The sequence below is a fragment of the Youngimonas ophiurae (nom. illeg.) genome, assembly GCF_049803795.1.
Lineage (GTDB): Bacteria > Pseudomonadota > Alphaproteobacteria > Rhodobacterales > Rhodobacteraceae > Thalassobius.
Window position 1 is genome coordinate 130,538 of the sequence record NZ_JBNAGJ010000007.1, and the last position, 16,788, is coordinate 147,325.

Consider the following 16,788-nt stretch of genomic DNA (forward strand, 5'->3'; position numbering starts at 1 on the left):
AACAACCTAGCCCGCCTTGGGGTGGTTTTTTTGATATACGTCCATAAGCCGGTCCAAGTCCACAGCTGTATAGGCTTGCGTTGTGGACAGCGAGGCATGGCCCAGCAGTTCCTGAATGGCGCGCAGGTCGCCGCCTGCATTCAGCAGATGGGTGGCAAAGCTGTGGCGCATGGCGTGGGGCGTGGCAGAGGCAGGCAGGCCCAGCTGCATCCGGGCGCGCTCCATCACCAGTTGGATCTGGCGCGAGCTGAGCTTACCGCCGCGTTCGCCGCGAAACACCGGCTGGTCGTCCTGAATCGGGAAGGGGCACAGGTGGGTGTAGCGCTCGACCGCGTGGCGGGCGGGGGCGATCAGCGGGACGATGCGCTCTTTGCCGCCCTTGCCCAGGATGCGCAGGCTGGCGGCCAGAGGCAAGTCGCGGCCGGTCAGGCTCAGGGCTTCAGAGATCCGCAGACCGCAGCCGTATAGCAGGGTCACCACCGCCGTATCGCGGGCGGACACCCAGTCTTTGCCCGATTGCAGTTCGACCGTGTCGATCATCGCACGGGCGGCATCGACATCCAGCGGGCGGGGCAGTTTGCGGTGGAATTTCGGCGATCGGGTGGACAGAACGGCGGACGGGTCAAAGCCCTCGCGTTCAGCCAGCCATCGAAAGAAGCTTTTGACCGAGGACAGTTTGCGCGCCAGAGACCGGGGCGCGATCCCGGTGCCGCGGGTCTGGGCCATCCAGGCGCGCATGTCCGACACGGTGACGTTTTCAAGCGCTTTCAGCCCCTGCGGGGCGCCTTTGTGTTCGGTGATGAAGGCCAGGAAATCGGTGACATCCCGGCGATAGGCCTCCAGCGTGTTGTCCGAAGACCCGTTGAGCGCGCGCATTCCCTCAAGCCAGGTTTGCAGTGCGTCGCGGGCGGCCTCGGAGATCAGGGTCATGCCAGCCAGCGCCGCATTGTGCGCTCGAATACGCCGGCAAAGAAGCCCAGCAGATCGGTGCCCTGCTGCGGGCTGAACTGGTGCGGGTCTTCGGCCCCCATGACCAGCATTCCAGGCAGGCGGCTGGGGCCGAAATCCAGTTTCAGGCAGGCCTCAGAGCGCACATACCCTGCGTCGTCGCCATAGACCTGTAGGTCGCCTTCGTGGATCTGGCGCAGGGTGACCTGACGGACCGGCGCGCTGCGGCCAGCGGACAGATATGCGTCAATGAACCCGGCGCGGGCAACGGACAGCACCCCGCCCAGCCGCTTGAGCACCGGATCCTCGTCCGTCTGCGCGGTTTCCAGCACCAGTTTCACGCAATCCACACGCAGCACCTCGGCCACGGGGCCGCCAAGATCGCGCAGGAAGGATTCGAAATTGGTGGGCTCCAGCATTCGCAGGATGGCGCGGTGCACCTGATTGGTGCCGGCCAGGTTTTCATAGGCGGCGGCGATGACGCTGCGGTGGGTGTCCTCCAGCCGGTCCAGCCGGGTTTCCAGACGTTCCATCGCAACCCCGCGCAGGTCCACGATATTGCTGCCCATGGCGCGTTCATTCGCGGCCACAAGGGCGCGCATCAAATCCTGATCGTCCAGAATAACATCCGGTTCCGCAAGGATTTTTTCCCGCAGGTTCGCGTCGATGACGGGCTTGGTGCTCATGTCTGCCTCTTGGTCTTTACCGGGACAATAACAAATCTGTCCCGGCATTTCTTTATGTTTTTTTATGCAGGCATATGACCGCCGGTCGCCGGATCAGAGGATCTTGATATCCGCTGCTTTGATATCCGCCAGGAAAGCATCCAGCCCCTTATCGGTCAGCGGGTGGTTGACCAGCGATTTGATCACGCCGGGCGGTGCGGTCATCACGTCGGCGCCGATGCGCGCGCAGTCCAGAACGTGATTCACCGACCGGATCGAGGCGGCCAGGATCTCGGTTTCGAACCCGTAGTTGTCATAGACGGTGCGGATGTCCTCGATCAGCTCCATCCCGTCCAGCGCGATGTCGTCCAGACGGCCGATGAAGGGGCTGATAAAGGTCGCGCCGGCCTTGGCGGCCAGCAGCGCCTGATTGGCGCTGAAACACAGGGTGACGTTGACCATTTTGCCCTCGTCCGTCAGCACCTTGCAGGCTTTCAGCCCGTCCCAGGTCAGGGGGACTTTGACAGCGATGTTTTCCGCGATTTCAGCCAGTTTGCGGCCTTCGGCGATCATGTCATCGGCATCGGTGGCGGTGACTTCGGCGGACACCGGGCCGCTGACCAGATCACAGATTTCGCGGGTGACTTCCAGAATGTCCCGGCCGGATTTCTTGATCAGCGAGGGGTTGGTGGTCACACCGTCCACCATGCCCAGGGCGTGCAGCTCGGCGATGGCGTCGATCTCGGCGGTATCAACGAAGAATTTCATGTCAGGAACCTCAGTTCGGTTGGACTTTGCTTAGGTCAGGCTTTACCCCAATGGGGATGATCCCGAAACCCTTTTCACCGGACGGAACGTGAGCCAGGCGGAATTCTATAAAGAGGGCGAGCTGGTTGGCGTTCTGACCGCCCAGCCGATCAACCGGGTGCTGGACTACAAAGCCCCCGAGGGCGGCTGCCTGCCCGGCGCTTTCGTCGAGGTGCCCCTGGGCCCGCGCAAGGTGATCGGTGTGGTCTGGGGCCGGGGGAAGGGCGATTACGACCGCAGCAAGATCCGTGCGATCCTGCGGGTGCTGGATGTAGCCCCGATGCGCGCGGAAATGCAGCTGTTCCTGCGCCGGGCGGCCGATTATACCCTGACGCCTTTGTCCGCGATGCTGCGGCTGGCGACGCGCGCGCCGGGGCTGAGCGATCCTCCGTCCATGCAGAAGGTGTACCGCGCCAGCGGGCGCGATCCCGACCGGATGACAGAGGCCCGCGCCCGTGTGCTGGCGGTGCTGGACGAATATGGCGGGCTGGCCTTCACGCTGAAGGAACTGGCCGACCATGCGGGCGTGTCCACGGGTGTCGTCAAGGGGCTGGTCAAGCAAGGCTCCGTTCTGGAAGAGGACCGCCCGCGCGATCTGCCCTTCCCGCAGATGGATGCCGAACACGCGGGCAAGGCGCTGACCGGCGATCAGGCTGCCGCCGCGCAGGCCCTGCGGGCTGCCATCCAGACGGAACGCTATGGCACCACCTTGCTGCATGGGGTCACCGGATCGGGCAAAACCGAGGTCTACCTGGAGGCCGTCGCCGAATGTCTGCGCCGGGGCCGTCAGGCGCTGGTTCTGTTGCCGGAAATTGCCCTGACGGCAGAATTCCTGACCCGTGTGCAGGCGCGTTTTGGCGCGAAACCTGCCGAATGGCATTCCGGTGTCACCATGACCGAGCGCCGCCGCATCTGGAAAATGGTCGGGCAGGGGGGGGCTCAGGTGGTGATCGGGGCGCGCTCGGCGCTGTTTCTGCCTTATCAGAACCTTGGCCTGATCGTCGTGGATGAGGAACACGATACCTCTTATAAACAAGAGGACGGGGTGCTGTATAATGCCCGCGATATGGCCGTTCTGCGCGCCAGCATCTGCGGCGCTCAGGTGGTGCTGGCCTCGGCCACGCCGTCCTTGGAAAGCTGGACAAATGCCGAGGCCGGGAAGTACCGCAAACTGACCCTGAGCAGCCGCTATGGCCCCGCCGTGATGCCCGACATGCGCGCGATTGACATGCGTGCGGAGAAGCTGCCCTCGGACCGCTGGATTTCCGGCACCTTGCAACGCGAGGTTCTGGCCCGCGCCGAAAAAGGCGAGCAATCCCTGCTGTTTATCAACCGCCGTGGATACGCGCCGATCACCTTGTGCCGGGCCTGCGGGCATCAGATCGGGTGCGATCATTGCGATGCGCGGATGGTGGAGCACAGGTTTCTGAAACGTCTGGTCTGCCACCAATGCGGCGAGACGAAACCAATGCCCGAGGCCTGTCCCAATTGTCAGGCCGAGGGCCATCTGGCCCCCGTCGGCCCCGGTGTGGAACGTCTAAGCGAAGAGGCCCAGGCGCTGTTTCCCGATGCGCGTGTGGTGACGCTTAGCTCGGACATGTTCGGCTCGGCCCGCGCGTTGAAATCCCAGATCGAGGAGATTGCCAACGGCGGCGCCGATATCATCATCGGCACGCAGCTGGTGGCCAAGGGGCATAACTTTCCGCTGCTGACGCTGGTGGGGGTGATTGACGCGGATCTGGGGCTTCAGGGGTCCGACCTGCGCGCGGCCGAGCGCACGTTTCAGCTGATGCGGCAGGTGGCGGGCCGCGCGGGCCGGTCCGAGCGCAAGGGCCTGGCCCTGATGCAGACCTATCAGCCGGACCATCCGGTGATCCGCGCGATCATTGCCGGCGACGAGACCGGGTTCTGGCAGGCCGAGGCAGACGAGCGCCGCGTGGCCAATGTGCCTCCTTTCGGGCGGATGGCGGGGATCATCCTGTCGTCTCCGGACGTGCAGGAGGTGTTCGATCTGGGCAATCAGATGGCCCGGATGGACGCGCCTCTGCGCCAGATCGGCGCGCAGGTGTTCGGCCCCGCGCCCGCGCCGATTGCCCGTATCCGCGGGCGGCATCGCGTGCGCCTGCTGATCAAGGCCGACAAGGGCGCGCCGCTACAGGCCGCGATCGCGCGCTGGCTGACACAGTTCAAACCCGGCAACCAGACCCGGATCAGCGTGGATATCGACCCGCAGAGCTTCTATTAGGTCTACAGCAGCTGGTCATAGGCGCTTTGGGCCAGTTTTTTCAGATCGTCTCGTGGCACCGCGCCGGTCAGCGCATATCCCAGCCCCTGATCGTGCCACATCAGGCTTTGCGCGCCGGGCGTCTGGGCAAACCGGAAGGCGCTGTCGCGCGCCTGCCCCTGCGAGACATAGAGCGTGATCCGCCCGCCGTTTTCATCCTCGTACATATACAGGCCCGCCGCGCCATTGCTGCCCGCAGGCAGGATGCGCCCGCCCATCAGCGTATATCCCGATTGGCTGAGGTTCGGGGGGCTAAGAGGTGCGCCGACGCGTTTGGACATCCAGCTGTCCATATGCGCCCGCTGGCTGGCGGGGACTTCGACAGGGTGGACGACCTCGACCACATAGGTTTCATGGGCGCGCAGGGCCGCCTGGGCCAGGGTTTGCTGCGCGGCTTCGCCGGGGATGGGGGCCAGCTGCGCATGGCTGAGCCAGCCGCCCAGGCCCCCGATGGCCAGCATTGCCAGACTGGCCGCCAGCGCGCGCCAGCGCGGCCCCGATAGAAATCCGGGCTGCGGTTCAGGCTGAATTTCGGGCTGGATTTGGGGCGGAGAGGCGCGCAGAAGGGCGCGCAGGCGGTCGGGCGCCGGCTCGGCCGGGAAAAGCGCCTGAAGATCGGCATTCTGCTGCGCCCAATCGGCCAGTTTGGCCTGCGCTGCGGGGTCCAATTCCAGCCGGGCCTGCACCGCGGCCCGGTCCTGCGGTGGCAGCGTATCTTCGAAATAGGCGATCAGCTCTTCGTCGGTCAGCGGCGGGAGGGATGCGTGGGTCATGGGTGCGGGTCTCCGGTGCGGGCGGTGGGCGCGTCCCGGTCCGTCAGGGTGCGCAGACTGGCCCGAGCACGGGCCAGACGGGACAGCAAGGTGCCTTTGGGAATGTCCAGCGCCTGGGCGGCTTCGTCAATACTGGCCCCGTCCAGGGCAACCAGCAGCAGGGCACGGCGCTGATCTTCGGGCAGGCGGGCGATCGCGGCCTCGGTCTCGCGCAGGGCCATATGAGTGTCCTGACGGGCCGGATGGGCGGGTTCGGCTGGCAGCTCGTCCACCGCGATCAGGTGCCCGGCGCGCGGGGCGCGGCGCATCAGATCGCGGTGCCGGTTGATCAGGATACGCAGCAGCCAGCCCCGCAAAGACCCGCCCTTGCGGGTATGCAGATGGGTGACGGCGCGCTCCAGACAGTCCTGAACAAGGTCGTCGCCTGCCTCTTTGTCCCGCATCAGGGCATAGGCATAGCGGCGCAGGTCAGGGATCAGAGTTTCAATCTCGTCCAGGACTGTCATTTCAGCGCCTCGGGTTACGGACGGGCCAGGTGCCAGACGCCCTTGACGCCATCGCCGGTGATGTCGCCGGCGGCGGCATCCTTGAACCAAGTGTAAAGCGGCATTCCCTTGTGGGTCCACTGGCGTTCCCCATCCGTGCGCAGGATGATGCCAAAGGCCCCTTGCGGCTTGGCGCGTTTGCTGGCCAGCAGCGGCGGCCATTTCGCGGCGCAATCGTCATAGCAGTTGGAAACGGCGGGGGTGTCCTTGTCAAAGGTATAAAGCGACATGCCGGCGCCATCGGTCAGGATTTTGCCCTTGGCCGAGCTGCCGGTCTGAATGGCGGTGGCGGCAAAGGCGGCAGTGCCCAGGATCAGCGTGGCGGCGGCCAGCGCAGCAGAGAGTTTCAGGGTCATTTCAATATGTCCTATGTTCATCGGTTTCTGGCAAGTGTTGGCGCCGTCTGCAGCCGGCATAGTAAAAGACGCAAAAAGGCCGGGAATAATCCCGGCCCTCACGGTTTCGTGAATATTTGCGCCCGGATTACACCGGCTTGGCGCGCAATCCGCGCTGATCCAGCAGGAAATCGGTGCTCATGGCGCCGATCCACATGCAGAACAGCGCCAGCCAGGCCGTTCCGGCAAAGACCGATCCGCCGGTCACGCCTGCTCCGATGGCGCAGCCTCCGGCCAGCATCGCGCCAAATCCCATCAGCACCGCCCCGGTCATGGAACGGCGCATGTTGGATTCGTCGGAAAAGCCCTGAAACTTGAATTCACCCTTCAGGAACGAGGACACGAACGAGCCGATCACCACCCCCGGCACCAGCCCGACCGAGAATTGCAGCACTTCGTTCCGGTCCAGAAAGAACATCAACGTATGCGCCGAGGGGCCTGAGAAGGTGACGCTTTCGACGGTGACCGGATCAAAGGCGATCTGGCTGAGCGCATAGGTGCTGACCCAGCCCACCGCCACGGCAAAGCCCACGCCCGCCCCGAAAAACAGCCGCGCGATCGAGATTTTATTGCGCCAGGACAGGACCAGCGCCAGCGCGGCAAACAGCAGGCCGATCCCCAGCCCGCCCCATTCCGGCAATCCGGCGGCGGCGATCAGGTCCAGGTTGCGCCCGCCCTGGGTGATCCAAAGCGAGGCGATGGTATTGCGGAAATCCGACAGGATACCCGAGAGGCTCATTTGCGCGACCACCGCAAAGATCAGCCCCGACACGACCGAGCGCAGGTTCCCCGTCGCCGCCAGCACCAGCAGCCGGCCCGAACAGCCGCGCGCCAGCACCATGCCGACGCCGAACAGCAGGCCTCCGATGATGGCACCGGACCAGCTGCCGGGAATGGCCATCTGGCGGGCATCGGCGGCGTTGAACAGGCCCAGCAACTGCGCGCCCTGCACCCAGACGATGGCGGTGGAAATGGTCAGGAACCACACCGCCACCTTATCCCCCAGCTGTCCGCGGGCGAACTCTACCGTGGCCGCGCGCAGGCAGAACCGGGACCGCTGCGCCGAAATGCCAAAGATGACCCCGGTGATAACCCCCAGCAGAGCCGCCGTCGGGGCCTCGCCTATTTGTTCAACGATGCTCAGAATATCCATATGCGGGGGCCCTCCTTGGTGTTCAGGGGGCTTTGGCATAGACATATTCATATTTCATTGATTCAGATCAGGTTCGTGCATTCATGCAAAAGGCCAATGCGCGCCTGTGCACAGAACCGGGTTTCTACGGGCCTCGCCAAATGGGGATTTCAGGCGTAAGGGTGAAGCATGTTACACGTGACCCCCCTGGAACAAGCCCGTAATCTGCCGCTGTGGCGTCGTCCGATCAGCCTGCTGTTTTTGATGGCGGCAGCGATGCCGATTGCCTTTGCCACCTGGTCGGCCCTGCTGAACAACTTTGTGATCGAGGTCGCACAGTTCGATGGGGCCGATATCGGCTGGCTGCACACGGTGCGCGAGATTCCCGGCTTTTTCGCGATCGGAGTCATCGCCCTGATCATGTTCATCCGCGAACAGGTGCTGGGGGTGGTGTCCTTGATCCTGCTGGGTGTGGCGACGGCGGTGACGGCGTGGTTCCCCTCGCTGGGCGGGATTTTGACGATCACGATGCTTAGCTCGATCGGGTTTCATTACTATGAGACGGTGAACCAGTCGCTGCAATTGCAATGGCTGCCCAAGGACCGCGCACCGCAGATATTGGGCTGGCTGCTGGCGGCCGGGTCGGCGGCAACGCTGGTGGCCTACGGTGCGATTGTGCTGCTGTGGGATGCGCTGGGGCTGACCTATAACATCGTCTACATGATGGCCGGAGGCGTGACCGCCCTGATCGCGCTGTTCTGCCTGCTGGCCTATCCGCAATTCGAGGCCCCCAATCCGCAGGTCAAGAAATTCGTCCTGCGCCGCCGGTATTGGCTGTATTACGCGATGCAGTTCATGGCCGGGGCCCGCCGTCAGATCTTTACCGTGTTCGCAGGCTTCATGATGGTTGAACGCTTCGGGTTCGAGGTGCACGAAGTCACCAGCCTGTATCTGATCAACCTGGTGGCCAACATGGTGCTGGCGCCGGTCTTTGGCAAAATCGTCGCCCGCTTCGGCGAGCGCCGCGCGCTGGTCTTTGAATATGCCGGGCTGGCGGTGGTGTTCCTGCTCTATGGCGGGATCTACTGGTTTGGCTGGGGGGTGCTGCTGGCCTCGATCCTGTATGTGGTGGATCACATGTTCTTTGCCCTGGCGCTGGCGCTGAAAACCTATTTCCAGAAAATCGCCGATCCAGGGGACATCGCGCCCACGGCCGCCGTGGCGTTTACGATCAATCATATCGCCGCCGTGTTCCTGCCCGCGCTGCTGGGCTATCTGTGGCTGGTTTCGCCGGGGGCGGTGTTTTTCCTGGCGGCGGCGATGGCGGGGATTTCCCTGATGCTGGCCCTGCTGATCCCGCGTCACCCCGAACCGGGCCGCGAGACGATCTTTGCCCGCGGGCTGCCCGCCCCGGCCGAGTAATCAGATGTCCCCCCGGACGCAACAGACTCAGGCCAAGTTCCTGACGGGCTCGACCATGCGCCACGTGGTGGTGATGACGATGACGGGCTCTTTGGGGCTGAGCTTCATGTTCCTGGTGGATTTCCTGGCGCTGTTCTGGATTTCCAAGCTAGAGCAAGAAGAGCTGATCGCCGCCGTCGGCTTTGCCGGGACTTTGCAGTTTTTTGTGATCTCAATCGCGATTGGCATGATGATTGCCGCCGTGGCGCTGGTTTCGCGCGCGTTGGGGCAGGGGCGCGTGCGGCGGGCGCGGCGGATCGCGACTTCGGCGCTGATTTATGCGACGGGGGCGCAGGCGGTGATCGCGGCGGCTGTCTTTGCGTTCTGCGAACCTTTGTTGCGGCTGTCGGGGGCCGAAGGCCCGGTGCTGGAGGCCGCCGTGTCCTTCTTGCAAATCTCTCTGCCGTCCTTGCCGATGATCGCGGCGGGGATGATGACCAGCGCAGTGCTGCGGGCGCTGGGGGATGCGGCGCGCTCGATGCTGGTCACGATGTCAGCCGGGCTGGCCGCCGTTCTGCTGGACCCGCTGCTGATCCTTTATATGGGATGGGGGATCGAGGGCGCGGCCCTGGCCATCGTGCTGTCGCGGGCCGGTATGGTGGTGCTGGGGATGTACTGGCTGATCCATACCCACAATATCCTGACCCGTCCGGCCTGGGGGGATATGCGGCTGTATCTGGCACCCTTTGCCCTGATCGCCGTGCCCGCGATTGCCACGCAGGTGTCCACGCCTTTCGGCAACTGGGTGCTGATGCGCGCCATGGCCGAACACGGAGACAGCGCGGTGGCCGGCCTGGGGGTGGTGATGCGCCTGACCATTCTGGCCTTTGGCGGGATTTTCGCCCTGTCCGGCGCAATCGGAGGCATCATCGGCCAGAATGCCGGGGCCGGTTATGGGGATCGCGTGGCGCAGGCCTATAAGGATGCGCTGAAATTCTGCGCGCTCTATACGGGGGTGACCTGGGCGGTCATGGCGCTTTGTGCCGATTACGTCGCGGCGGCTTTTGGGCTTAGCGGTCAGGGCGAAAGCATCGTGCGCGCGTTCTCATTCTATGCGGCGGGGTCGTTCGTGTTTACGGGGGCTTTGTTCGTGTCCAATGCGGCCTTTAACAATCTGGGCAAACCCATCTGGGCCACCATGGCCAACTGGAGCCGCGACGGCCTGCTGATGGCGCCTCTGGCCTTTGGGCTGGGGGCCGTCGCGGCGGGGACGGGGGTGATTGCAGCGCAGGCGCTGGCCAATACGCTGGTGGGGATCGGTGCGGCCTGGATCGGCTGGCGCTATGTGCGGGCCGGAAAGGGCATCGCCAGCCCCAAAGACCAAGGCGAAAAACACGGCCGCGCTTGACCCCGCAGGGTTGGGGGCTTAGGCGCTAGGGCAACACCATTATCGCCGGAGCCCGCAATGCCCACCTTTACCGCCCTGACAACTCTTCCAGGAAAAGCCCCCGCCGAGGCACTGGGCCTGGCGATGGAGCAGCTGACCCCCGAGCCCACCGGCATCGGTGTCTTCGAAATCGAGGACGACTCGGGCCTGTGGGAGGTCGGCGGCTATTTCACCGAGGCCCCGGATGAGGCCGGCCTGGCCCTGCTGGCCGCGGCCTATGGCGCGAAATCTTTCACCGTGTCCGAATTGCCCGAGACCGACTGGGTGGCCAAGGTCAAACGTGAACTGACCCCGGTCACCGCCGGGCGGTTCTTTGTGTACGGCAGCCATGATGCCGATCAGGTGCCCGAAGGCTCTGAGGCGCTGCTGATCGAGGCCGCCATGGCCTTTGGCACCGGCCACCACGGCACCACGCAGGGCTGTCTGCGCGCGCTGGACCGGCTGGCCAATGACGGGATCACCTGCGAAAACGTGATTGATGTGGGCTGCGGGACGGCGGTGCTGGCGATGGGGGCCGCGCGGATCTGGCCGAACCCGGTGCTGGCCAGCGATATTGATCAGGTCGCCGTGGATGTGGCCCAGGCCAATGTGCGGGTGAATGAGCTGGAGGGCCGGGTGCTCTGCCTGGAGGCCGCTGGTTTCGAAAATGACGCGATCAAAGCCAAGGCGCCCTTCGATCTGGTCTTTGCCAATATCCTGAAGGCGCCGCTGATCATGCTGGCCCCCGATATGGCGACGAATCTGACGGATGGGGGATTCGCGATTCTCTCGGGTATTCTGAACGAACAGGCCGACGAGGTGGTTGACGTTTATGCACAAAATGGCATCAATCTTATCTATCGCGAAGAGATTGGTGAGTGGACGACGCTAACGCTGCGAAAATGAAGTCATTTCAAGGCTGAAATGCAGCGACTTTGAGGCGCTTGCCCCATTTTTGCCACATTTCACACATAGAAAAGTCCTGTCACTGGTGGGGGCCAGGACCGGAGGCTGCCATGGCCGACATGTTTAATCAGTTTGACGACCGCCTGCGCCGGATCGAAGCCGGGCGCACACGCTTGAAACGAGGCTACTCTCTGACCGTCGATCGCGACGGATTGATCGTGGCCCGTCCCCGCCCCGCCCGGCGCGGTTTCCCGATCAAAGGTATGGTGCTTCTGGTTGCAGGCTTCTTTGCATTCAAGGCGCTGTTGATCGCCTATCTGGGCGTTGTGACCTATCAGGATCGGCTCTCGGTTCTTCAGAATGGGGCGATGATCGAACGCGCGGGGGCATGGTTCATGCAATCAGATCCGATCTCGGCCTCTCTTGCACAGAAAATGCGCCCCTTTATCCGATAACTCTCTCTCTTCGGAAACGAAACAGCCGCGCCTGAGGATCAGGGCGGCTGTTTTGATTCAGCGATTTCAGCAGGGGTTAGCTGCGGGCCACGCGCTCGATATCCGCGCGGTTCAGGCCGATGTCTTCCAGTTCGCGATCCGACAGGCGCGACAGAGCGATCCGGGTGGCGCGCACTTCGTTATAGCGCGCGACAGAATTGATCGCCCCCGAGAAGGCATTGATAATACGGCTGGCAACACCGCCAGCCTGATACTGGGTTTGGGCATTTCCGTAGACAGCCATATCAGGTTTCCTAAGTTTCAAAGGTTTCGTTTCGGGTACGCTGGGCACATAAAACGCCTAAATCATCCGCACAACAGGGGTAATTGCATAGTTCATATGCGGTTTATGCATGGGTTCTGCGATGCAGAAAGCGCGCGCCCGACCTTGGGCAAACTGCCCGGCGCATTCGTCATTCTGATGCGCCTGCCGGGGTGGTTTCGGCGAAGTGCCGTTAACAGAGGATGAATGCCCATTGCGCATTCGGCTTGGCGTTTGTTCTCGTTTCGTGCTAATGAAGTAAAAAAGCAACAGAGCAGGGGGCAGAGATGCGTGTTTTGGGGATTGATCCCGGTCTGCGCAATCTCGGATGGGGCGTGATCGAGGCCGACGGCAGCCGGCTTAGCCATATCGCGAACGGGATTTGCCATTCAGAAGGCACAGAGCTGGCCACGCGCCTGCTGTCCTTGCACGATCAGCTGACGGACATCGTGGCGCGGTTCGCCCCCGATACGGCGGCGGTTGAAAATACCTTTGTCAACAAAGACGCTGTGGGCACGCTGAAGCTGGGCCAGGCGCGGGGGATCGCGCTGCTGGTGCCGGCGCAGGCGGGAATTCCGATTGGCGAATACGCGCCGAACAAGGTGAAAAAGACGGTCGTGGGCGTGGGCCACGCGGCCAAGGTACAGGTGGATCACATGGTGAAAATGCAATTGCCCGGCGTGCAGATCAACGGCCCCGACGCGGCGGATGCGCTGGCGATCGCGATCTGTCACGCCCATTACGTGCGGGCTCCGGGTGCGGCGCTAAGGATCAAGGGATCGGCGGCATGATCGGCAAACTGACCGGACGGATTGAATATCGCAGCGAGGATCACGTGCTGATCGACGTGCGCGGGGTGGGCTACATCGTCTATTGCTCGGATCGGACGCTGGCCGGGCTGCCTGGCAATGGAGAGCCCGTGTCCTTGTACACCGAATTGCTGGTGCGCGAGGATCTGATGCAGCTGTTCGGCTTTCCCAGCCTGCTGGAAAAAGAGTGGCACCGCCTGCTGATTTCCGTGCAGGGGATCGGGGCGAAGGCCTCGATGGCGATCCTTGGCACCCTGGGGGCCGAAGGGGTGGGCCGCGCGATCACCCTGGGCGATATTGCCGCGATCAAGGCGGCCAAGGGGATCGGGCCTAAGACGGCGCAGCGCGTGGTGCATGAGTTGAAGGATAAGGCGCCCGGCGTGATGGCCCTGGGCGGCACGCTGGCGCAGGCCAGCGGCCAGGCCTTGCCCGAGGTGATAGACCCCGATCCCGATCCTGCGCCCAGCCCCGCGCCGAAATCCGCCCCGCTCGCCAATGCCGGGGCGGCGGCGCAGTCGGATGCCCTGTCGGCCCTGTCCAATCTGGGCTATGGTCCTTCCGAGGCCGCGACGGCCGTGGCTCAGGCGGCGCAGGATGATCCTGAGGCCGATACCTCGGGGTTGATCCGATCGGCGCTGAAGCTTCTGGCCCCCAAAGACTAAGCCGCGAAAGGCTCTGCCATGACAATCGATTCCGCCGGTTCTGTGCCCGATCCCGTCCTGCGCCCCGATCCGCTGCCCGAGGATAACGACCGCGCCCTGCGCCCGCAGGAGCTGGACGCCTTTATCGGTCAGGCCGAGGCCCGCGCGAACCTGAAAGTGTTCATTCAGTCCGCCCGCCAGCGCGGCGAGGCGATGGACCACACGTTGTTTCATGGCCCGCCCGGTCTGGGCAAAACCACGCTGGCGCAGATCATGGCGCGCGAATTGGGGGTGAATTTCCGCATGACCTCGGGGCCGGTGCTGGCCAAGGCGGGCGATCTGGCGGCGATCCTGACCAATCTGGAGGCGCGCGACGTGCTGTTCATCGACGAGATTCACCGTCTGAATCCGGCCGTCGAAGAAGTGCTCTACCCCGCGCTGGAGGATTACGAGCTGGATCTGGTGATCGGTGAGGGCCCCGCCGCGCGCACCGTGCGGATCGAGTTGCAGCCCTTTACTCTGGTCGGGGCGACGACGCGTCTGGGCCTGCTGACAACGCCGTTGCGCGACAGGTTCGGCATTCCGACGCGGCTGCAATTCTATACCGTGGACGAGCTGAACGAGATCGTCACCCGCAATGCCCGGCTGCTGGGGGCACCCGCCGACCCCGATGGCGCGCGCGAGATTGCGAAACGCTCGCGCGGGACGCCTCGGATTGCGGGGCGGCTGCTGCGCCGGGTGGTGGATTTCGCGGTGGTCGAGGGCGACGGGCGGGTCACGCAGAAGATTGCCGATCACGCGCTGACCCGGCTGGGGGTGGATCATCTGGGGCTGGATGGCGCGGACCGGCGGTATCTGCGTCTGATCGCCGAAAATTATGCTGGCGGGCCGGTGGGAATCGAGACCATCAGCGCGGCCCTGTCCGAAAGCCGCGATGCGCTGGAAGAGGTGATCGAGCCGTTTTTGCTGCAACAGGGGCTGATACAACGCACTCCGCGCGGGCGGATGCTGGCGCAGAAGGGCTGGACTCATCTGGGGATGGCCGCGCCCAGGACGCCGGGGCAGGCGGATATGTTTGGCTGAATTCCGTGGCCGTGGTGCTGGCGGATCGGTTGCGATTTGAGTATTTGGATCAAAAAGAAGCACAATCGGGGCTGTGCGGCCCTGGCAGAGGAGCGCCCATGTCCCCGGCTGATATTGAGAACCTGTTTACCCGCCGCGATGGAACTTATGCTTTTGCCCGGTGGGGGCGGCCGATTGTGCCGATCGTGTTCGGGGTGGAAGAGGCGACTTTGCAGACGGTGAAGGGGGCGATCGAGGCTGTGGTGGCGTTGGCCGGGCACAAGATGGCCGAGACCGATCCTGAGTTGGGCGCGAACCTGATGTTCTTTTTCTTTCGGGGCTGGGACGAGTTGCTGGAGGTGCCGGATCTGGACCGTTTGATCCCCGATCTGGCAGAGTTGGTGGCGCGTTTGAAACAGGCGGATGCCAATCAGTATCGTGCGTTCCGGTTTGACGATACGGGGGCGATTCAGGCGGCCTTTGTGTTTTTGCGGATGGATTCGGAGCTGTCGGCGATGCCGGCTGAGACTCTGGCGTTGGCGCAGGTGGTGCAGGTGGTGCTGATGTGGTCGGATCAGGCTTTTGCGGACAGCTCGCCTTTGGCTGTTGCCGGGGGGCGGACCATTCTGCGCCCCGAGATCGCGGGGGTGATCCGCGCGGGGTATGATCGTCTGATGCCGGCTGTGGCGCAGGACGTCAGCCATGCGCTGCGTCTGTTTGCGCGGTTGCAGGCGGGGTGATGCGGCTGTTTGTGCGCTGGATCTGCCGCGCCGGCGGTTCAAGCCGCATATCACCCTGGCCAGGTTTCCGCGCCGGGTGCCCGAGGCTGCCAGGGGGCGGATGGGGGCCTGGCTGGCGCGGAATGGGGATCGGGTGATCCGCGGGCCAGAGGCCACGCAGTTCAGCCTGTATCGCTCGCAGCTATATCCGGACGGTCCGCTTTATCAGCCTCTGGCCAGCTATCCGCTGAGCGGGGGGTGTCTTGTCTCAGGGGGCGGGGCTGCATAGGGTGCCGGCAAGAGCGCGAGGGAGAGCGACATGAACACGCATGAAATGAATATCCGGGTCTATTATGAGGACACGGACATGGCGGGCATCGTCTATTACGCCAATTATCTGCGTTATATCGAACGGGCCCGCAGTGAATGGGTGCGCGAGCTGGGCATCGATCAGCGCGAGATGAAGGAAAACGGGCTGGTGTTCGTGGTGCGCCGGGTCGAGGCGGACTATCTGGCGCCCGCGCGTCTGGATGATTTGCTGACGGTCGAGACCGAGACCATGCAGCTGACCGGCGTGCGCTGGATCCTGGAACAGCGGGTCAGGCGCGGCGATGTAGAGCTGTTTCATGCGGTCGTCACCGTCGTGATGATGACCGATACGGGCCACCCGGCCCGGATGCCGGCAAATATTCGCCAGCTTATCCATTAAAACCGCTCGGAAAACCGCCAATGACGCAGATGTGTTGGCTTTCCCCTTAAGGATCGGTTATTTTCGCCTGTAAACAAGGTCCGCAAATGGGCCGATAACAAAGAGCAGGCTAATGGAAACAGAGACCCTTGCGCTGGCGCAGGAGATTGACTTCTCTATGTGGGCGCTGTTCGCACGCGCGACCCTAACCGTGAAACTGGTGATGATCCTGCTGATTGTTGCCTCGTTCTGGTCCTGGTCGATCATTTTTCAGAAAACCATCACCTACCGTAAGGCAAGACGAGAGGCGGATCGGTTCGATCGCGCCTTCTGGTCGGGCGAGCCGCTGGACGAATTGTTCGACCAGATCGGAGCCGAGCCCAAGGGCAGTGCGCAGAAGGTGTTTGCCGCCGGCATGATCGAATGGCGGCGCTCGCATCGGGCGGATGGCGGGATGATCGCCAATGCTCAGGCGCGGATCGACAGGTCCATGGATGTGGCCATCGCCAAAGAGGCCGACAGCCTGTTGCGCGGCCTGCCGGTGCTGGCCTCGATCGGGTCGGTGGCGCCGTTTGTGGGGCTGTTCGGCACGGTCTGGGGCATCATGCACGCCTTTATCAACATCGCCGAGCAGCAGAACACCAACCTGGCCGTCGTGGCCCCTGGCATCGCCGAGGCCCTGCTGGCCACCGGCCTGGGCCTGCTGGCCGCGATCCCGGCCGTGGTGTTCTACAACAAGCTAAGCGCCGACAGTGACCGGATCATCGCCGGCTATGAGGCCTTTGCTGACGAATTCGCCACCATCCTCAGCCGCCAGTTGGACAGCTAAGC

Annotated in this window: 20 protein-coding genes; 12 read left to right on the forward strand and 8 right to left on the reverse strand. The window is 63.5% G+C overall.

The features are described 5' to 3' along the window. Nucleotides 1-6 precede the first annotated feature (6 nt). The 3 genes from ACP15O_RS14975 to fsa all read right to left on the reverse strand — a co-directional run bounded on the left by ACP15O_RS14975 (nucleotide 7) and on the right by fsa (nucleotide 2,381). Nucleotides 7-930, reverse strand: a complete 924-nt coding sequence (locus ACP15O_RS14975) for a tyrosine recombinase XerC (RefSeq protein WP_425096929.1) — start codon at nucleotides 928-930, stop codon at nucleotides 7-9. Continuing rightward, nucleotides 927-1,634, reverse strand: coding sequence for a DUF484 family protein (locus tag ACP15O_RS14980; RefSeq protein WP_425096930.1), 708 nt, complete (start codon nucleotides 1,632-1,634; stop codon nucleotides 927-929). Before ACP15O_RS14980 ends, ACP15O_RS14975 begins: the two co-directional genes overlap by 4 nt. A 93-nt stretch (nucleotides 1,635-1,727) precedes the next feature. Continuing rightward, the gene (gene fsa, locus ACP15O_RS14985) at nucleotides 1,728-2,381 is read right to left on the reverse strand and encodes a fructose-6-phosphate aldolase (RefSeq protein WP_425096931.1); all 654 of its coding nucleotides are present in this window, start codon (nucleotides 2,379-2,381) and stop codon (nucleotides 1,728-1,730) included. An 88-nt stretch (nucleotides 2,382-2,469) separates the two neighbouring features. Between fsa and ACP15O_RS14990 the strand changes: the two genes are divergently transcribed. Further along, nucleotides 2,470-4,665 carry a primosomal protein N' gene (locus ACP15O_RS14990; protein ID WP_425096932.1) on the forward strand — a complete coding sequence of 732 codons (2,196 nt, stop codon included), beginning with the start codon at nucleotides 2,470-2,472 and terminating at the stop codon, nucleotides 4,663-4,665. Between the two features lie 2 nt (nucleotides 4,666-4,667). On the opposite strand, the gene ACP15O_RS14995 is transcribed toward ACP15O_RS14990, so the two are convergent. The 4 genes from ACP15O_RS14995 to ACP15O_RS15010 all read right to left on the reverse strand — a co-directional run bounded on the left by ACP15O_RS14995 (nucleotide 4,668) and on the right by ACP15O_RS15010 (nucleotide 7,570). Next, a complete protein-coding gene (locus ACP15O_RS14995; RefSeq protein ID WP_425096933.1) occupies nucleotides 4,668-5,477 on the reverse strand; it encodes an anti-sigma factor family protein in 810 nt (269 codons plus the stop codon). Next, a complete protein-coding gene (locus tag ACP15O_RS15000; protein ID WP_425096934.1) occupies nucleotides 5,474-5,983 on the reverse strand; it encodes a sigma-70 family RNA polymerase sigma factor in 510 nt (169 codons plus the stop codon). The genes ACP15O_RS14995 and ACP15O_RS15000 overlap by 4 nt, the downstream gene beginning before the upstream one ends. A gap of 14 nt (nucleotides 5,984-5,997) precedes the next feature. Beyond that, nucleotides 5,998-6,378: a COG4315 family predicted lipoprotein gene (locus ACP15O_RS15005; protein ID WP_425096935.1), complete on the reverse strand. Its 381-nt coding sequence runs from the start codon at nucleotides 6,376-6,378 to the stop codon at nucleotides 5,998-6,000. Between the two features lie 127 nt (nucleotides 6,379-6,505). Continuing rightward, complete coding sequence (locus tag ACP15O_RS15010) at nucleotides 6,506-7,570, reverse strand: YeeE/YedE family protein (protein WP_425096936.1); 1,065 nt, start codon at nucleotides 7,568-7,570, stop codon at nucleotides 6,506-6,508. A 168-nt stretch (nucleotides 7,571-7,738) separates the two neighbouring features. On the opposite strand from ACP15O_RS15010, the gene ACP15O_RS15015 reads away from it, so the two are divergent. The 4 genes from ACP15O_RS15015 (at nucleotide 7,739) to ACP15O_RS15030 (ending at nucleotide 11,737) form a co-directional block, all read left to right on the forward strand. Continuing rightward, on the forward strand, nucleotides 7,739-8,971 hold the full coding sequence (locus tag ACP15O_RS15015; RefSeq protein ID WP_425096937.1) for an MFS transporter: 1,233 nt from the start codon (nucleotides 7,739-7,741) through the stop codon (nucleotides 8,969-8,971). Nucleotides 8,972-8,975: 4 nt separating this feature from the next. Further along, nucleotides 8,976-10,358: an MATE family efflux transporter gene (locus ACP15O_RS15020; protein WP_425096938.1), complete on the forward strand. Its 1,383-nt coding sequence runs from the start codon at nucleotides 8,976-8,978 to the stop codon at nucleotides 10,356-10,358. A gap of 57 nt (nucleotides 10,359-10,415) precedes the next feature. Then, nucleotides 10,416-11,282: a 50S ribosomal protein L11 methyltransferase gene (locus ACP15O_RS15025; RefSeq protein ID WP_425096939.1), complete on the forward strand. Its 867-nt coding sequence runs from the start codon at nucleotides 10,416-10,418 to the stop codon at nucleotides 11,280-11,282. 110 nt (nucleotides 11,283-11,392) lie between these two features. Then, entirely contained in the window at nucleotides 11,393-11,737 is a 345-nt protein-coding gene (locus ACP15O_RS15030) for a hypothetical protein (protein ID WP_425096940.1), read from the forward strand. A gap of 76 nt (nucleotides 11,738-11,813) precedes the next feature. Here the strand turns inward: ACP15O_RS15030 and ACP15O_RS15035 are convergent, their stop codons facing one another. Continuing rightward, a complete protein-coding gene (locus ACP15O_RS15035) occupies nucleotides 11,814-12,020 on the reverse strand; it encodes a DUF1127 domain-containing protein (RefSeq protein WP_425096941.1) in 207 nt (68 codons plus the stop codon). Nucleotides 12,021-12,325: 305 nt separating this feature from the next. Here ACP15O_RS15035 and ruvC point away from each other — a divergent pair, with 305 nt between their 5' ends. From ruvC to tolQ, 7 genes are all read left to right on the forward strand, one after another. Beyond that, nucleotides 12,326-12,829: a crossover junction endodeoxyribonuclease RuvC gene (gene ruvC / locus ACP15O_RS15040; protein ID WP_425096942.1), complete on the forward strand. Its 504-nt coding sequence runs from the start codon at nucleotides 12,326-12,328 to the stop codon at nucleotides 12,827-12,829. Further along, nucleotides 12,826-13,509, forward strand: a complete 684-nt coding sequence (gene ruvA, locus ACP15O_RS15045; protein ID WP_425096943.1) for a Holliday junction branch migration protein RuvA — start codon at nucleotides 12,826-12,828, stop codon at nucleotides 13,507-13,509. The genes ruvC and ruvA overlap by 4 nt, the downstream gene beginning before the upstream one ends. Nucleotides 13,510-13,527: 18 nt before the next feature. After that, complete coding sequence (gene ruvB / locus ACP15O_RS15050; protein ID WP_425096944.1) at nucleotides 13,528-14,571, forward strand: Holliday junction branch migration DNA helicase RuvB; 1,044 nt, start codon at nucleotides 13,528-13,530, stop codon at nucleotides 14,569-14,571. A 98-nt stretch (nucleotides 14,572-14,669) separates the two neighbouring features. Next, on the forward strand, nucleotides 14,670-15,290 hold the full coding sequence (locus ACP15O_RS15055) for a hypothetical protein (RefSeq protein WP_425096945.1): 621 nt from the start codon (nucleotides 14,670-14,672) through the stop codon (nucleotides 15,288-15,290). Continuing rightward, nucleotides 15,253-15,558: a 2'-5' RNA ligase family protein gene (locus ACP15O_RS15060; protein ID WP_425096946.1), complete on the forward strand. Its 306-nt coding sequence runs from the start codon at nucleotides 15,253-15,255 to the stop codon at nucleotides 15,556-15,558. The genes ACP15O_RS15055 and ACP15O_RS15060 overlap by 38 nt, the downstream gene beginning before the upstream one ends. A 30-nt stretch (nucleotides 15,559-15,588) precedes the next feature. Beyond that, a complete protein-coding gene (ybgC, locus tag ACP15O_RS15065) occupies nucleotides 15,589-15,978 on the forward strand; it encodes a tol-pal system-associated acyl-CoA thioesterase (protein ID WP_425096947.1) in 390 nt (129 codons plus the stop codon). Nucleotides 15,979-16,090: 112 nt separating this feature from the next. Beyond that, the gene (tolQ, locus tag ACP15O_RS15070; protein ID WP_425096948.1) at nucleotides 16,091-16,786 is read left to right on the forward strand and encodes a protein TolQ; all 696 of its coding nucleotides are present in this window, start codon (nucleotides 16,091-16,093) and stop codon (nucleotides 16,784-16,786) included. Nucleotides 16,787-16,788 lie beyond the last annotated feature (2 nt).

Coding starts and splice junctions, on each gene's coding strand:
- ACP15O_RS15015 (WP_425096937.1), top strand. CDS start 7,739: ATGTTACACGTGACCCCCCTGGAACAAGCCCGTAATCTGCCGCTGTGG.
- fsa (WP_425096931.1), bottom strand. CDS start 2,381: ATGAAATTCTTCGTTGATACCGCCGAGATCGACGCCATCGCCGAGCTG.
- ACP15O_RS14975 (WP_425096929.1), bottom strand. CDS start 930: ATGACCCTGATCTCCGAGGCCGCCCGCGACGCACTGCAAACCTGGCTT.
- ACP15O_RS15020 (WP_425096938.1), top strand. CDS start 8,976: ATGTCCCCCCGGACGCAACAGACTCAGGCCAAGTTCCTGACGGGCTCG.
- ruvA (WP_425096943.1), top strand. CDS start 12,826: ATGATCGGCAAACTGACCGGACGGATTGAATATCGCAGCGAGGATCAC.
- ACP15O_RS15005 (WP_425096935.1), bottom strand. CDS start 6,378: ATGACCCTGAAACTCTCTGCTGCGCTGGCCGCCGCCACGCTGATCCTG.
- tolQ (WP_425096948.1), top strand. CDS start 16,091: ATGGAAACAGAGACCCTTGCGCTGGCGCAGGAGATTGACTTCTCTATG.
- ybgC (WP_425096947.1), top strand. CDS start 15,589: ATGAACACGCATGAAATGAATATCCGGGTCTATTATGAGGACACGGAC.
- ACP15O_RS15035 (WP_425096941.1), bottom strand. CDS start 12,020: ATGGCTGTCTACGGAAATGCCCAAACCCAGTATCAGGCTGGCGGTGTT.
- ACP15O_RS15000 (WP_425096934.1), bottom strand. CDS start 5,983: ATGACAGTCCTGGACGAGATTGAAACTCTGATCCCTGACCTGCGCCGC.
- ACP15O_RS15030 (WP_425096940.1), top strand. CDS start 11,393: ATGGCCGACATGTTTAATCAGTTTGACGACCGCCTGCGCCGGATCGAA.
- ACP15O_RS15060 (WP_425096946.1), top strand. CDS start 15,253: ATGCGCTGCGTCTGTTTGCGCGGTTGCAGGCGGGGTGATGCGGCTGTT.
- ACP15O_RS15025 (WP_425096939.1), top strand. CDS start 10,416: ATGCCCACCTTTACCGCCCTGACAACTCTTCCAGGAAAAGCCCCCGCC.
- ruvC (WP_425096942.1), top strand. CDS start 12,326: ATGCGTGTTTTGGGGATTGATCCCGGTCTGCGCAATCTCGGATGGGGC.
- ACP15O_RS14995 (WP_425096933.1), bottom strand. CDS start 5,477: ATGACCCACGCATCCCTCCCGCCGCTGACCGACGAAGAGCTGATCGCC.
- ACP15O_RS15010 (WP_425096936.1), bottom strand. CDS start 7,570: ATGGATATTCTGAGCATCGTTGAACAAATAGGCGAGGCCCCGACGGCG.
- ruvB (WP_425096944.1), top strand. CDS start 13,528: ATGACAATCGATTCCGCCGGTTCTGTGCCCGATCCCGTCCTGCGCCCC.
- ACP15O_RS14980 (WP_425096930.1), bottom strand. CDS start 1,634: ATGAGCACCAAGCCCGTCATCGACGCGAACCTGCGGGAAAAAATCCTT.
- ACP15O_RS15055 (WP_425096945.1), top strand. CDS start 14,670: ATGTCCCCGGCTGATATTGAGAACCTGTTTACCCGCCGCGATGGAACT.